The organism is Mesorhizobium silamurunense, assembly GCF_014843905.1.
In the GTDB taxonomy this organism is placed as follows: domain Bacteria; phylum Pseudomonadota; class Alphaproteobacteria; order Rhizobiales; family Rhizobiaceae; genus Mesorhizobium; species Mesorhizobium silamurunense.
In genome coordinates, this window is the sequence record NZ_LPVS01000039.1 from 1 (window position 1) to 13,501 (window position 13,501).

Here is a 13,501-nt window from a genome sequence, read left to right on the forward strand (position 1 = left end):
GGTGATTTCGCCGCCGCTACCGTTGACACAACTCGCCTCATATGAGGGGGCGGACCGAGACCGTCGGCCGGTAGCTGACCAATGAGTGCTCTTGGCGCGGAGGAGGCATTGGGTAAGCTAAGTTCGACTGTACGGTTCGCGGAACCATACGGAACGATACGGAAAGGATGTCTGACCTGTGCCCACAAAAAAGACAATAAAATCAAATATTTGAGGACGTCCTCCGGGCCCACCATTGTCGTTATTTATCAATCACTTAGCGGCTATTTCTCCTTCGGTTAACCAAGTCCGAGGTGGCGAACCTCCGCGCATCGCTTTGATTTTGTTGACTTACGGTGGGCTGCTGAAGCCCACCAAACGTCGTAGAAGGATCGCGGCGGGCACGCGGACCGCCACCGTGGTTCCTATCCCGTATGGAGGAACAGTCAGAACGTGCAGCGGATCGTCAACGATCTGCACGACGAGGGCATCGTCGCGTTCGAACCGAACCCGCATCACCGTCGCGCGCAACTCGTCGTCCTGACCGCTCGCGCCAGAGCGGCCTATGACGCGGCCTTGCGGCTGTGGAGCCCTCTGGTCGAGGAGCTTGCGGCAGGACTCTCCGCGAGCGAGGTCGCGGTCGTGCGCACGGGGATAATGGCGTTCCGCCAAAAGCTGGAAAAGCTTATCGGCGACGAACCCAATGAACTTCGGTGACACGCAGGGTCGTTTTGCGGGAGGCAGGTATGAGCGCGCGGTTGATCTTCAACATTCAAGCCATATTAGGGCCCGCTGCGCTGCCAGCAACGCAAGAGCCGTGAGTGCATGAGCGTCCAGCTATTCCACGCAACAGGAGAGCAGGCGCACACGATCCGGGTCCGGCGCCTGGTGAAGATCCACCGGGAAAGGCGGGTGACCTGGCGAGACGAGACATAGCTGAACGACTTGGGCGCCGAGCACCCAAGCTCGGCGCCGGCTTCGATTACCCGCGCACGTCAGCAAAGCGGCTGTCAGGCCATCTTTGCCAATATCTTGGTCATATCTGCCGTGTCGAATGCCCTCAGCGTCTCAGTTCTGATGTTGCCCATTGAAATGGCAGTTCGTTTCGCCCTGCCGCCCCGTCCAAGCGCAGCGTCGCGCGCATCGTAGCCAGTGATGGCAAGGCTGTGATACCATTGCACAAGGTGCGCCGCGGTTGGCAATTGCCACTCCCGCGCAGCCTGACACCGTGCAGTGCTGATCGGGTCGCGGGTCTCGTCCCGTCGAACGAGTGGCCTCGGATCATGGAACTCGTCGTTGCTCTTGGGCTGATCGTCTTCAAGGTCGCGTTGCTGATTGCGATCCTGCTGCTGCTGCCCTTGCCGCTGACGTGGCTGGAACGCAAGATCGCGGGGCACATCCAGCAGAGGATGGGGCCGATGCGTGTGGGATGGCATGGGCTGCTGCAGCCGGTGGCGGACGGGGTCAAGCTCTTGACCAAAGAGGACCACATCCCGGCCGAGGCCGACCGCTTCCTGTTCAAACTGGCGCCAATCCTAGCGCTCGCCCCGCCCTTCGTGGTGTTCGTCGCGGTCCCTTTCGGCGAATCCGTATCGGTCCTCGGCACCGAGATCACCCTCTACGTCTCCAACATGAACGTGGCGCTGCTTTTTGTCTTCGCGGTGATCGGGATCGAGGTCTATGGCGTCATCTTCGGCGGCTGGGCGGCGAACAGCAAATACGCTGTCCTGGGCAGCCTCAGGACCTGCGCGCAGATGATCAGCTACGAGATCCCGATGGGGTTCGCGGTCATCGGCGTGGTCATGCTGGCGCAATCCATGAGCCTGCTCGACATCGTGCGGGCGCAAGCCAATGTCTGGAACATCGTCTACCAACCGGTCGGGTTCTTCGTATTCTTCGTCGCCGGGCTGGCTGAATCTCAGCGCATTCCCTTCGACCTGGCGGAAGCGGAAGGCGATCTTGGGGCCGGGTTCCATACCGAATACAGCGGTATCCGCTTTGCGTTCTTCATGGTCAGTGAATACGCCGTCATGCTTCTGACGTCGGTCCTGGCGGTGATCCTGTTCTTCGGCGGCTGGAACGGCGTGCTGGTCCCGTTGCCACCGCTCCTCTGGTTCGCGCTCAAGGTCGCGTGCTTCGTCTATGTGTTTATCTGGTTCCGCTTCACTTTCCCGCGCTATCGCTACGACCAACTGATGGCGATCGGGTGGAAAGTCTTGCTTCCTCTGTCGATGGCGAACATAATCATAACCGGTGTTGCTTTCCTTTAGGGGCTGCAACGAGGCGACGATGTCGCGCGCACTGGACAGAACTGGAATATGGATCGGCTGGGCGTTCTTCGCCGATCTGGCGAACGCCTTGGCGCTGACCTTCGGCTACATGTTCTCCAGACCCGTGACCATGCAGTATCCGGACAAGGAAAAATGGTTGCCCTATTCGCGTTACCGCGGGCATCACTTCCTAAAGCGCGACGACGAGGGCGAGATCAAATGCGTAGCCTGCGAACTCTGCGCGCGGATCTGTCCCTGCGACTGCATCGAGGTCATCCCTTATGAGGACGAGAAGGGCAACCGACACCCGGCAAAATTCGAGATCGACATGGCCCGGTGCCTGTTCTGCGGGCTGTGCGAGGACGCCTGTCCGGCGGACGCGATCGCGCTTGGCCAACAGTACGAATTCTCGAGTTTTTCCTCGCGTGACCTGGTGATCGGGCGTGACGATCTGCTCGGCAAGCCGGGCAAAGCAACGACCGGCGGCGGCGTGGTCGCTGCACGCCTGAACACCGAGCAGGACGTGCTGGTCGAGACGAGCGAGCCACGGGGGTACAACTGGTGGCGGAATATCCGACGAACGTGAAGGCGCGCCAGCTGGCAAGCCGGAGCGCGCAGACAGGAGGCTCATATGCTGGTCTGCCAAATCTTGAGGACCAAGGCTCCCGAGGTCGTCACAGTCACTCCAGGTCAGACGATGGTGGAAGTGCTACGGCTGTTTAGGGAGAACAACATCGGCTTCGTGGTCGTCAGCCGTTTCCCCGGGCAATGCCTGGGCACGCTGTCGGAGCGCGACTGCTGCAATGCGGTGGCTGAACACGGAACCAAGGCGCCCATGATGCGGGTCGCCGACATCATGAACCGCAGTGTGGCGACCTGTTCGGCACAGGATTTGCTGCCCTCGGTGATGGCGACAATGACCAACCGGCGTACGCGCCATGTGCTGGTCATGGATGGCGACGCTACTGTCGGCGTGGTGAGCATCGGCGACGTGGTCAAGCACCGGCTCGACGAATTGCAGAACAACGAGCAGGTGCTGTACGATTACATCGCGGGGACCGGTTATCACTGACGACGTCGGCTGAAGGGTGCAGGGTCAGGGCAGGCTGCCACGGAGAAGTCCGTGGTGCCTCAGCCCAGATTCTCAGGCCGCGCCTCGACCCCGGCGACAGTGGCGATCTCGAAGGCCGCGTGCGCCATTTGAACTTCCACCGGACATGGGTATTCGCCCCGCCGCATCAGGCTGTTGAGACGCAAGGATTTGTAGTTCTCGGGAACGAACACGAGGCCCCTGGGAAAACGCTTGTTGACCTTGAGCTTCGCCGTCAGTTCGCCTTGGGCCGATCGCACGACCACCTGATCGCCATCCGCAAGGCCAAGCTGCACTGCATCCCGCGCGCTCATCTCGACATATGGGTCATCCGCGACCGTATTCAGGATCTCCGAGCGCTCGGAAAGATATCCGTTGTGGAACAGGCAGTTGCCGGTGACCAGCATGAGCCGGTCGGCTGCAATGGGGGCAGGCGGGAGGGCGAAGAACTCGCCAACGGGTGGCGCAAGGGCCGCCTTCGTGAAGGCTCCGTCGGCGCCAAGCCCATCCTGCGTCAACCCCTGGTAGGCCGGAACCAGCCGGGCAATCTCGCCGAAGATTTCGCCTTGGATCGACGGCCGCAACGCCTGCCCGCGAAGCGCCGCAACGAAGTCGAAAATCGACAGATTGTCCCGCGCCTCGAGCGCGGGTTCGCGGAATTTGCAGACCTTTTGGGCCCGGCCTTCGTTGTTGGTGAACGTGCCGGATTCCTCGCCATAGCTTGCCGCGGGCAGCACGACATCCGCCAGGCCCGCCGTATCCGTGAGGAACGCGTCCTGCACGATCAGGAGATCGGCGGCACCAAGCGCCCGCTGCACGAATCCCCGGTCGGGATAGGACATCACTGGATCGCTTCCGGCGATATAGAGCGCGCCCATTCGCTTCCTGTCGCAGAGTTCCAGCATGGCGTCGAAATCCACGCCCGGTTCAGACGGGATTTCGGCGCCCCAGGCCCGTTCGAGAGTTGTGCGCGCCGCATCATCGGCGAGCCCGCGCAGCCCCGGCAGCGCCGTCGGCAGAACGCCCATGTCCCAGGCGCCCAGTTGGTTGGCACGGTCGAAGAGGAACCGCATCGCCAGGCCCTTACCGAGCGCGCGCACAACCTGCAAAAGGTTGTTGAGTTGCTGCAACGTCGCGCGCGCCAGGGGCGATCTCAAGAGGTCAGCGCTGACAAGCACGGTGATGGTCCGGCCTTCCAGCAACGCTGCGGCGAGGCGGTCCGGACCGTCACCGCCGGTGACCGCTGCCGGCCGGCCGGTTGTTGCGCCGATGTCAGCAAAAACGTCGCCCGGCAATGCCTGACCAGCCGCCCCCAGTCCGGTCACCACCGCGGCAAGGCCCTGAGCCTCGCCGCCCGGCGGCACGCGAACGACCGCCCGCGCATCGGCGTCCAGACGGGATGGCCGCGCCGAGAGCATGAGCAACCTGGTCCGTCGCCGCCGTGCACAGTCCCGCAGCAAATATTCGGTGACTGGGTTTTCGTCCGTCACGTTGCCACCGACGACGAGCACACAGTCGTTGCCGATCACCTCCTCCAGCGGTGCGCGGGTGTAGAAGGCGGCCACCAATGGGCCGAGCGTATCAAAGGGCGTGGACCAGCGCGAGGAGCAGTCGATATTGTTGGTCCGGAATGCTGTCCGCATCAGCTTCTGGAACTGATAAAGCACCTCGTTGGGCAGGCGCGGCGAGGCTAGCCCGCCCGCAGCCTTGCTGGCAACGACCGACAGCCGCCGGCGGAAGTAGTCCCCCGCTTCGTCCCAGGAAACTGGGACCAGGACCCCGTCACGACGGATCATCGGCCGCTTGATCCGGTCCTGACTCCGGACGAAGTCGAGGCCGAAGCGCCCGCGCACGCAGAGCGTTTCGCGGTTTATGCCATGCTCCACCTTCGAGCGGACCCGCATGAACTCGCCCTTGCGTGTGCCGACGGTCAGTTGGCAGCCGGTGCCGCAATGCGGGCAGACCGTGTCGGTCTCGACCAGATCCCAGGGCCGCGCCTTGTAGCGATAGGGGAAGCTCATCAACGCGCCGACCGGGCAGACCTCGACGCAATTGCCGCATTGATCGCAACTCGCAAGACTGCCCTCGAAGCCAGTGACGGCAGTGTCCATGCCTTTTTCAACGGTGCCCAAGGCGACCGCGCCGACGACTTCTTCGCACATCCGGACACAGCGCTGGCACTGGATGCAGCGGTTGACGTTCATGATGATGACCGGGCTGAGACGGATGTCCTCGGAGTGGAACACACGCTTGGCATCGCGGAACCGGCTTGTACGGGGCCCGTATGCCATCACCATGTCTTGCAACTCGCACTCGCCACCCTTGTCGCAGATCGGGCAGTCGAGAGGGTGGTTGGCAAGCAGCATGTCGAGCATGGAAGAGCGCGTTTCGTCGATCAGCTGCGTGTTCGTCCGCACCACCATGCCGTCGGTGACCGCAGTGGCGCAAGAAGGCTGCAGCCGTCGCTGCCCCTCAATCTCCACCAGGCACATGCGGCAGGAGGCCAGCGCCGGCAGCCGCTTCAGATAGCAGAAAGTCGGGATGTTGATGCCCAAACGCTCGGCGGCCTGGAGCACCGTGGAGCCCGGCTCCACTTCCAGCGTTCGTTCATCGATTGTGACGCGAACCATTGGCTTCCTCGCCGTTCCCTTACAGCGTCCTCATCAGTGAAACGGGCACCTCCGCTCTTCGATGTGCGCGACGAATTCATGCTCGAAATGCGCCAGTGCTGCCCGCAGGCCCATCGCCGCGCCGTCGCCCAGAGCGCAGAACGTGTTGCCGAAAATGCCTTTGCAGAGCGCCTCCAGCTGTTCCAGATCGCCCGGCGCGCCCTGGCCCGCCTCGACCCGGCGCAGCACTTTCACGACCCAGTTCAGCCCTTCGCGGCAGGGGGTGCACTTGCCGCAGGATTCGTGGTGGAAGAACTCGATGATCCGCGTGGCGACTTTGACGATGCAGGTCGAGTCGTCGATCACGATCACCCCGGCCGAGCCGAGCATCGAGCCGGCGGCGGCCAGCGAGTCGAAGTCCATCCCCACGTCCAGCCCGCGCTCCGGGATCAGCGGCGCCGAGACTCCGCCTGGGATCACTGCCTTGAGCGTGCGCCCCGGCAGCGGCCCGCCGGCATAGTCACAGACCAGTTCGCGCAGCGGTATCCCCATCGGCAGCTCGTAAAGGCCCGGTTTCCGCACCTGTCCGCTGAGGCAATAGAGCTTCGGGCCGGGGCTCTTGTCCGGGCCGATGCCGCGGAACCAGTCGGCCCCTCGCACCACGATATGCGGTACGCAGGCCAGTGTCTCGACATTGTTGATCACGGTCGGGCTGGCGTAGAGCCCTTCGACCGCCGGAAACGGCGGTTTCAGACGCGGCTGCGCCCGCTTGCCTTCGAGCGAGTCGAGCATCGCGGTCTCCTCGCCGCAGATATAGGCGCCGGCGCCGCAATGGATGTGCACGACGAAGTTGAAATCCGAGCCCAGGATCCGTGTTCCCAGATAACCCTTCGCATAGGCCTCGGCGATCGCCTGCTCCAGCCGGCAGATCGCCAGCGTGTATTCCCCGCGGATGTAGACATAGGCGGTTTCCGCTCCTATCGCGTAGGCGCTGATCGCCATGCCTTCGATCAGTTGGTGCGGGTCACGCTCCATGATGATCCGGTCCTTGAAGGTGCCCGGCTCGCCCTCATCGGCGTTGCAGCACAGGTATTTCGGCTTGCCGGCGCGCTTGGGCACGAAGCTCCATTTCATGCCCGTAGGGAATCCGGCTCCGCCGCGCCCGCGCAGGTTGGATGTCTTGACGAGGTCGATAATCTCGTCGGGCGTGTGCTCCCGCAGCGCCTTGGCCAGCGCCCGGTAGCCGCCGCCGGCCTCATAGGTCGCGAGCAGATGGCCGTCCGCCACGTCAACGTTCCTGAGAAGGACCGGTTCGAACATGGCGCTATTCTCCCGGCGGTCCTGCGGCGGCAAGATCGGCGCCAGTCGCCTGCCGTACCGTCGCGCGCAGCCTGTCCAGGAGCGCATCGATCCGCGTGATGTCGAGGTCGCCGTGATAGTCGTCGCCAACCTGCATCACCGGGGCCATCTCGCAAGCGCCGAGGCATTCGACGGTCGAAAGCGTGAACAGCCCGTCCGGGGTCGTGTCGCCCTTCTTGATGCCGAGCACCTCCTCCAGGTGCCTCAGCAGCTCATCGGATCGGCGCAGCATGCAGGAGACATTGTCGCAGAGCTGCAGGTGGAAAATGCCGACCGGCTCGGTATGGAAGAGGGTGTAGAAGGTCGCCAGTTCGTAGACCCAGATGCGCTCGACGCCGAGGATGTCGGCGACCTCTTCCAACACCAGTCCGGGCAGATGGCCATGTTCCCTCTGTGCGATCAGAAGCGCGGGCATGATCGCCGAGCGCTGATCGGGATATCGCGCCGCCGCCTCTTCGATCTTTTCGCGCATGGTCATCGCGCCCAAATCCCTGCTACTTGTCCACCTCCGCCATCACGGGGTCGAGGCTGCCGAGCACTGCGATCATGTCCGCCAGGTAGCGCGCGTTGGTGACCCCGAAGAGCGCCTGAAGGTTGACGAACGAGGGTGCCCGGACCTTCATGCGGAACGGTTTTGGCGACCCGTCGCTGATGATGTAGAAGCCGAGCTCGCCCTTTGGCGCCTCGATCGCCGAGTAGACCTCGCCCTTCGGCACCTTGAAGCCATAGGCCGACAGGTCGAAATGCTGGATCAGCGCCTCCATCGAGCAGTGCACCCGATCCTTGTCCACCGGGAAGGCGATTGTCGGCATGTCGATCTGGAACGGCCCGTCGGGCATCTGGTCGAGACATTGCTCGATGATCCGGACGCTCTCGCGCATTTCCTCGACGCGGCATCGCCAGCGCGCGTAGCAATCGCCTTCATCGCGGGTAATAACGTTGAAAGCTAGCCGGTCATAGATCTCATAGGGCTCGTCGCGGCGGATGTCCCAGTCGACGCCCGAGGCGCGCAGGTTCGGGCCGCTCAGGCCCAGATCGATGCCGTCCGCGGCAGAGATCACGCCGATCCCCTGCGTGCGCTTCAGGAACACCCGGTTGTTATCGACCAGCCGTTCATAGTCGCGGATCCGGTTCGGGAAGATGTCGCAGAACTCCCGGATCTTGGGGAAGAATCCGTCGGGCAGATCCTCACGCACACCGCCGACCCGGCAGAAGGAGGTGTGCATCCGCGCCCCGCTGATCATCTCCAACAGGTCCATGATCATTTCGCGCTCGCGCATGGCGTAAAGGAGCGCGGTCATCGCGCCCAGGTCCAGCGGGAGTGCGCCGGTGATCAGAAGATGACCGGAGATCCGCGCCAGTTCGGCCATCAGCACGCGGATATATTGCGCGCGGATCGGCGCTTCGATGCCCAGGAGCTTCTCCACCGCCAGTGCGAAGGCTAGGTTGTTCGAGGGCGGGCAGAGGTAGTCGAGCCGGTCGGTCAGCGGGAAGATCTGGGTGTAGGTGAAGCTCTCGGCCAGTTTCTCGGTGCCGCGGTGGAGGTAGCCGATATGCGGGTCCACGCGTGCGACATATTCGCCGTCCAGCTCGAGGACGAGCCGCAGCACCCCATGCGTGCTGGGATGCTGCGGGCCGAGGTTGAGAAGCACCTCCTTGGTGTGGGGCGCATCGGCTTCCGGCCAGCTCAGTTCCGTGACTTCGGTCATCTCAAGTCCCCGGTGTGGAACGGCCTCCCTGTGGAATGTCCTCGGTGGCAAGGTCGGGCTGCGTCGGCGGCGGGCCTTCGGCGCCAAACGGGTTCAGCTTGTCCTTGTAGCCCCGCAGCGGAAAGTCCTTGCGCTGCGGGAAGCCCTCGAACCCTTCCCACATATAGATCCGGCGCAGGTCGGGGTGGCCCTCGAACCTGATCCCGTACATGTCCCAGGCCTCGCGCTCATGCCAATTGGCGGTGCGCCAGACCCCCGTCACCGACGGGACCCGCGGCGGATCGCCGAGGCGGCACTTGATCCGCACGCGCCATTTGTTCGGCAGCGAACAGAGGTGGTACACCGCCTCGTAGCGCGGCATCTCGGGGTAGTGATCGACCCCACAGATGTCGGACAGGAAATCGAACCGCAGCGCCGGGTGTTCCTTTAGGAACCGGCAAAGCTCGACGATCCTGTCAGGCGAAGCGGCGAAAGCGTGAACCCCATGCGAGAAGCCGAGCTCCTCGATTGCCTCCCCGAAACGTTCCGCGATCAGGGCGCGGATGAGGGACGTCTCCGCGCTCATGGCACCGCAACCCGATCCAGGGGTGTCCCGGCCAGCGCCCTGGATTTCTTGATCTTCTCCTGAAGCAGAAGGAAGCCGTGCATCAGCGCCTCGGGCCGAGGTGGGCAACCCGGCACATGCACGTCCACCGGCACGAAGGTCTCCGCCCCTTGCACCACGGCGTAGGTGTTGTAGACCCCGCCCGAGATGGCACAGGTGCCCATGGCGATGACCCAGCGCGGCTCCGGCATCTGGTCGTAGAGCCGGCGCACCACGGGCGCGAATTTCCGCGTTATGGTGCCGGCGATGATCATTACGTCGGACTGCCGCGGCGAAGGCCGGAACACCACGCCGAAGCGGTCGAGATCGTAACGGGCACACCCCGCCGAGATCATCTCGATGGCGCAGCAGGCGATGCCGAAGGTTTCGGGCCACAGCGCCGATCTTCGGCTCCAGCTGATCAGGCTGTCGGCCGTGGTGAACAGCACGCTGTCGCGGATCGCGTTGTTTACGCCTCCCATTCCAGCGCCCCCTTCAGCCAGGCGTAGGCGAAGCCCACGAGAAGCAGCAAAATGAAGACGAACATCTCGACATAGCCGACCGGCCCGATCTCTTTCAGGACAACGGCCCAGGGAAAGAGGAACATCGTCTCGACATCGAAGACGACAAACAGGATCGCGAGGATGAAGAACTGCACCCTGAAGCGGCCTCCGGCAGCTTCGCCCGCCGGGTCCATGCCGCACTCATATGGCATGTTCTTCGCGGGATAAGGATTGGACGGGCGCAGTAGCGAGGAAACAAAAAGCGTAACCATCGCCACCAGGACAATTCCGGCGACCATGAAAAGAACCGGCAGGAACTCCATTCCGGTCACGTCGCGTAGCCCCGGTCACCTGCCGAGGGCTTTGCTCAGGCCGCTACCGACCCCTTTGGGACCGGTGATGCGGGCGCCCTTGGAAGCAACTTGGGCATTCCTTTCTTGCACGGCAAGAGTATTCCGTCGGCCAGATCATTGCAAATCCAATCGATCAGCCGCCAATTGCGGCATGTTGAGCAAGCTTCAGAAACCACGCCGGAAACAGGCCGATGCCGATGGTGCCGGCAGCGGTGAAGGCGAGTGTGGCGCGGAGCGCGGGCGTCAGCGCCGGATCGAACGCGCCCTCCGGCTCGCGCATGTAGATCACCATCACGATGCGGATGTAGAAGTAGGCGGCAACGGCGCTCAGCAGCACTGCGATCACCGCCAGCATGACGAAACCCCGCTCGACGAGCGCGACCAGCACGTAGAACTTGGCGAAGAACCCGGCTGTCGGCGGAATGCCGGCCAACGAGAACAGATAAAGCAGCATCAGAAGCGCCAGCCCGCGATGCGACTTGGCAAAGCCAGCATAGTTCTCGATGACCTCGCCCGAGAAATCGCCGTTCCGCATCATGATGACGATGCCGAAGATGCCGAGATTCATGAACGCATAGATCAGCAAATAGAGCATCACGCTGGCGACCCCGTCCGCACCGCCGGCCGCCACGCCGAACATGGCGAACCCGGCGTGGGCGATGCTGGAATAGGCCAAGAGGCGCTTGAAATTGTCCTGCACCAGCGCCACGAAACTACCGAGCGCCATCGTCACTGCTGCAATGACCGCAACGATGATCCAGACGTTCGAGGCCGCGACCAGTGGGTTGAGGAACACCCGCAGGATCACAGCGAACCCCGCTGCCTTGGGCCCAACCGACATGAAGGCGGTGATCGTCGTCGGCGCGCCTTCATAGACGTCCGGCACCCACATGTGGAACGGCACCGCGCCGACCTTGAATACCAGCCCCGCGACGATAAAGACCACAGCCAGGAGCAATCCGGGATCGAGCGGATCACCGGTCACCGCCGCAGCCATCCTGTCCAACTGCGTCGTGCCGGTGAGCCCGTAGATCAGCGAAACGCCGTAAAGGAAAATCCCGGTCGAGACCCCGCCGAGGATCACGTATTTCAGCGCCGCTTCGTTCGACCGCTGCTGCTGCCGCAGGAAGCCGGTCAGCACATAGGTGCAGAGCACCGTCAGTTCGAGACCTACATAGATCGACAGGAGGTCGGTCGCTGAGGCCATGATCATCATTCCCGAGAGCGCCAGGAGCAGCAGTACAAAGTATTCACTGCTCCCGATCCCTTCGATCTCGGCATATTTTCGCGAAAGAAGGAATGTCAGAACTGTGACCAGGTAGAACACGACCTTGAAGAAGACCGCGAAGCGGTCGGCGACGAACATGCCCGAGTAGGCCGGCCGCACCTCGCCCGCCAGCATGAGCGTCCCCAAGGCGGCAATCAGCACGACCGCGACTGAAGCCCAGACAAGGAAATGTTGCTGCCCCTTCCGCACCAACTGCCCCAGGATCAGCAGGATACAGGCCCCGGTAACCACGACGATCTCTGGCAGGCTCGCCAGAATCGACTGGAAAAGCGCGGCGGCGGTCATTGGGCGCCCCCCTTACCCTGCACCTGCGCCAGTAGATGCTTCACCGAGGCGTCGATGATTTCGAGAAAGGGCTTCGGATAGAGCCCGATCCAAAGAACGAAGACGGCTAGCGGCAGGATCGCCGCCATTTCGCGGGCGTTCACGTCGCGGATCTTGAACCGCATGCCGATGCTGGCCGGTCCAAGCGCGACTTTCCTATACATGCCAAGCAGATAGGCCGCTCCCAGCAAGGCGCCCAGAACGGCAGCGGCACCGACAGCCAGGTTGGCTGCGAACGCGCCCGACAGCACCAGCAACTCGCCCACGAACGAATTCGTTCCCGGCAGCGCCATCGACGACAGGGCAAACAGTGCAAGAAACGCTGTATAGACCGGCGCCGCCTTCATCAGCCCGCCATAATCCGCGATGCTGCGGGTATGGGTCCGCTCGTAGATAAGGCCCACGGACAGGAACAACGCGCCGGTCGTCACGCCATGATTGAACATCTGCAGGATGCCGCCCTCGAGCCCACGCAGGTTGAGAGTGAAAATCCCCAGCGTCACCAAGCCCATGTGGCTGATGCTGGAATAGGCCACCAGCTTCTTCAGGTCGTCCTGCGCCAAGGCGAGCAACCCGCCATAGACGATGGCAACCGCCGAAAGGACCAGCATCAGCGTCGAATAGTGCACCGTCGCCTCGGGCAGCATTGGCAGCGAGAACCGCAGGAACCCGTAGGCACCCATCTTCAGGAGCACGGCGGCGAGGATGATGCTGCCGGCCGTCGGCGCCTGCACATGGGCATCCGGCAGCCAGGTATGGACCGGGACCATCGGCACCTTGACCGCGAAGGCGATCAGAAAGGCGAAGAACAGCCATGACTGGACCTGGAACGGCAAATCATGCGCCATCAGGGTGCGGATATCGAAGGTCTCGCCACCGTGGAGATAGAGCACGATGACGCCGATCAGGAACATCAGGCTGCCCGCCAGCGTGTAGAGGAAGAACTTGAACGCTGCATAGACCCGGCCGTCGCCACCCCAGACGCCGATGATCACATACATCGGAATCAGCATCGCCTCCCAGAAGACGTAGAACAGGAACAGGTCCAGCGCGCAGAACACACCCAGCATCAGCGCCTGCATGGCCAGCAGGCTGACCATGAACTCCTTCACCTTGCGGTCGATCGCGACCCACGAGGCGAGCACGCAGATCCAGCCCAAAAGCGCGGTCAGGAACACGAAGAGTGCGCTGATTCCGTCGACGCCAAGTGTGTAAGTGATCCCCAGCGCGGGCACCCACGGGTGCGTCTCGGTGAATTGCATCTCGTGGGTAGAGGTGTCGAAGCCGCCCAGCATGGCGATGCAAAGCGCGAAGTCGAGGATAGTGACAGCCAGTGCTATCCATCGCACCGCATCGTCGTTGCGGATAAACATCAGCGCCGCCGCCCCGACGGCTGGCGTGAAGACGATGAGGCTAAGCAGAGGGACCGCCATG

13 protein-coding genes are annotated in these 13,501 nt (G+C 62.9%); 4 read left to right on the plus strand and 9 right to left on the minus strand.

Annotated elements, in window-relative coordinates; genetic code table 11:
- Positions 1-432 precede the first annotated feature (432 nt).
- The 4 genes from AU465_RS11350 to AU465_RS11365 all read left to right on the plus strand — a co-directional run bounded on the left by AU465_RS11350 (position 433) and on the right by AU465_RS11365 (position 3,321).
- Positions 433-696, plus strand: coding sequence for a winged helix DNA-binding protein (locus tag AU465_RS11350; protein ID WP_192246924.1), 264 nt, complete (start codon positions 433-435; stop codon positions 694-696).
- A 566-nt stretch (positions 697-1,262) separates the two neighbouring features.
- Positions 1,263-2,249, plus strand: coding sequence for an NADH-quinone oxidoreductase subunit NuoH (nuoH, locus tag AU465_RS11355; protein ID WP_192247009.1), 987 nt, complete (start codon positions 1,263-1,265; stop codon positions 2,247-2,249).
- A 19-nt stretch (positions 2,250-2,268) separates the two neighbouring features.
- Positions 2,269-2,835 carry an NADH-quinone oxidoreductase subunit I gene (locus AU465_RS11360; protein WP_192246926.1) on the plus strand — a complete coding sequence of 189 codons (567 nt, stop codon included), beginning with the start codon at positions 2,269-2,271 and terminating at the stop codon, positions 2,833-2,835.
- A 45-nt stretch (positions 2,836-2,880) separates the two neighbouring features.
- Positions 2,881-3,321, plus strand: a complete 441-nt coding sequence (locus AU465_RS11365) for a CBS domain-containing protein (RefSeq protein WP_192246928.1) — start codon at positions 2,881-2,883, stop codon at positions 3,319-3,321.
- 59 nt (positions 3,322-3,380) lie between these two features.
- Here the strand turns inward: AU465_RS11365 and nuoG are convergent, their stop codons facing one another.
- From nuoG to AU465_RS11410, 9 genes are all read right to left on the minus strand, one after another.
- Positions 3,381-5,969, minus strand: a complete 2,589-nt coding sequence (nuoG, locus tag AU465_RS11370) for an NADH-quinone oxidoreductase subunit NuoG (protein ID WP_192246930.1) — start codon at positions 5,967-5,969, stop codon at positions 3,381-3,383.
- A gap of 33 nt (positions 5,970-6,002) precedes the next feature.
- Positions 6,003-7,268: an NADH-quinone oxidoreductase subunit NuoF gene (gene nuoF / locus AU465_RS11375; protein ID WP_192246932.1), complete on the minus strand. Its 1,266-nt coding sequence runs from the start codon at positions 7,266-7,268 to the stop codon at positions 6,003-6,005.
- 4 nt (positions 7,269-7,272) lie between these two features.
- The gene (gene nuoE, locus AU465_RS11380) at positions 7,273-7,785 is read right to left on the minus strand and encodes an NADH-quinone oxidoreductase subunit NuoE (protein WP_192246934.1); all 513 of its coding nucleotides are present in this window, start codon (positions 7,783-7,785) and stop codon (positions 7,273-7,275) included.
- 16 nt (positions 7,786-7,801) lie between these two features.
- A complete protein-coding gene (gene nuoD, locus AU465_RS11385) occupies positions 7,802-9,016 on the minus strand; it encodes an NADH dehydrogenase (quinone) subunit D (RefSeq protein ID WP_192247011.1) in 1,215 nt (404 codons plus the stop codon).
- 1 nt (position 9,017) lies between these two features.
- Entirely contained in the window at positions 9,018-9,581 is a 564-nt protein-coding gene (locus AU465_RS11390) for an NADH-quinone oxidoreductase subunit C (protein ID WP_192246936.1), read from the minus strand.
- Positions 9,578-10,081 (minus strand): NuoB/complex I 20 kDa subunit family protein, encoded by a 504-nt coding sequence (locus AU465_RS11395; protein ID WP_111547966.1) that lies wholly within the window; start codon positions 10,079-10,081, stop codon positions 9,578-9,580. Before AU465_RS11395 ends, AU465_RS11390 begins: the two co-directional genes overlap by 4 nt.
- A complete protein-coding gene (locus AU465_RS11400) occupies positions 10,069-10,434 on the minus strand; it encodes an NADH-quinone oxidoreductase subunit A (protein ID WP_192246938.1) in 366 nt (121 codons plus the stop codon). Before AU465_RS11400 ends, AU465_RS11395 begins: the two co-directional genes overlap by 13 nt.
- Before the next feature lie 154 nt (positions 10,435-10,588).
- On the minus strand, positions 10,589-12,028 hold the full coding sequence (locus tag AU465_RS11405; RefSeq protein WP_192246940.1) for an NADH-quinone oxidoreductase subunit N: 1,440 nt from the start codon (positions 12,026-12,028) through the stop codon (positions 10,589-10,591).
- Entirely contained in the window at positions 12,025-13,500 is a 1,476-nt protein-coding gene (locus tag AU465_RS11410; RefSeq protein WP_192246942.1) for an NADH-quinone oxidoreductase subunit M, read from the minus strand. Before AU465_RS11410 ends, AU465_RS11405 begins: the two co-directional genes overlap by 4 nt.
- Between the last annotated feature and the right edge of the window lies 1 nt (position 13,501).

Coding starts and splice junctions, on each gene's coding strand:
- AU465_RS11360 (WP_192246926.1), top strand. CDS start 2,269: ATGTCGCGCGCACTGGACAGAACTGGAATATGGATCGGCTGGGCGTTC.
- AU465_RS11410 (WP_192246942.1), bottom strand. CDS start 13,500: ATGGCGGTCCCTCTGCTTAGCCTCATCGTCTTCACGCCAGCCGTCGGG.
- nuoH (WP_192247009.1), top strand. CDS start 1,263: ATGGAACTCGTCGTTGCTCTTGGGCTGATCGTCTTCAAGGTCGCGTTG.
- nuoF (WP_192246932.1), bottom strand. CDS start 7,268: ATGTTCGAACCGGTCCTTCTCAGGAACGTTGACGTGGCGGACGGCCAT.
- AU465_RS11395 (WP_111547966.1), bottom strand. CDS start 10,081: ATGGGAGGCGTAAACAACGCGATCCGCGACAGCGTGCTGTTCACCACG.
- nuoD (WP_192247011.1), bottom strand. CDS start 9,016: ATGACCGAAGTCACGGAACTGAGCTGGCCGGAAGCCGATGCGCCCCAC.
- AU465_RS11390 (WP_192246936.1), bottom strand. CDS start 9,581: ATGAGCGCGGAGACGTCCCTCATCCGCGCCCTGATCGCGGAACGTTTC.
- AU465_RS11405 (WP_192246940.1), bottom strand. CDS start 12,028: ATGACCGCCGCCGCGCTTTTCCAGTCGATTCTGGCGAGCCTGCCAGAG.
- AU465_RS11365 (WP_192246928.1), top strand. CDS start 2,881: ATGCTGGTCTGCCAAATCTTGAGGACCAAGGCTCCCGAGGTCGTCACA.
- nuoG (WP_192246930.1), bottom strand. CDS start 5,969: ATGGTTCGCGTCACAATCGATGAACGAACGCTGGAAGTGGAGCCGGGC.
- nuoE (WP_192246934.1), bottom strand. CDS start 7,785: ATGACCATGCGCGAAAAGATCGAAGAGGCGGCGGCGCGATATCCCGAT.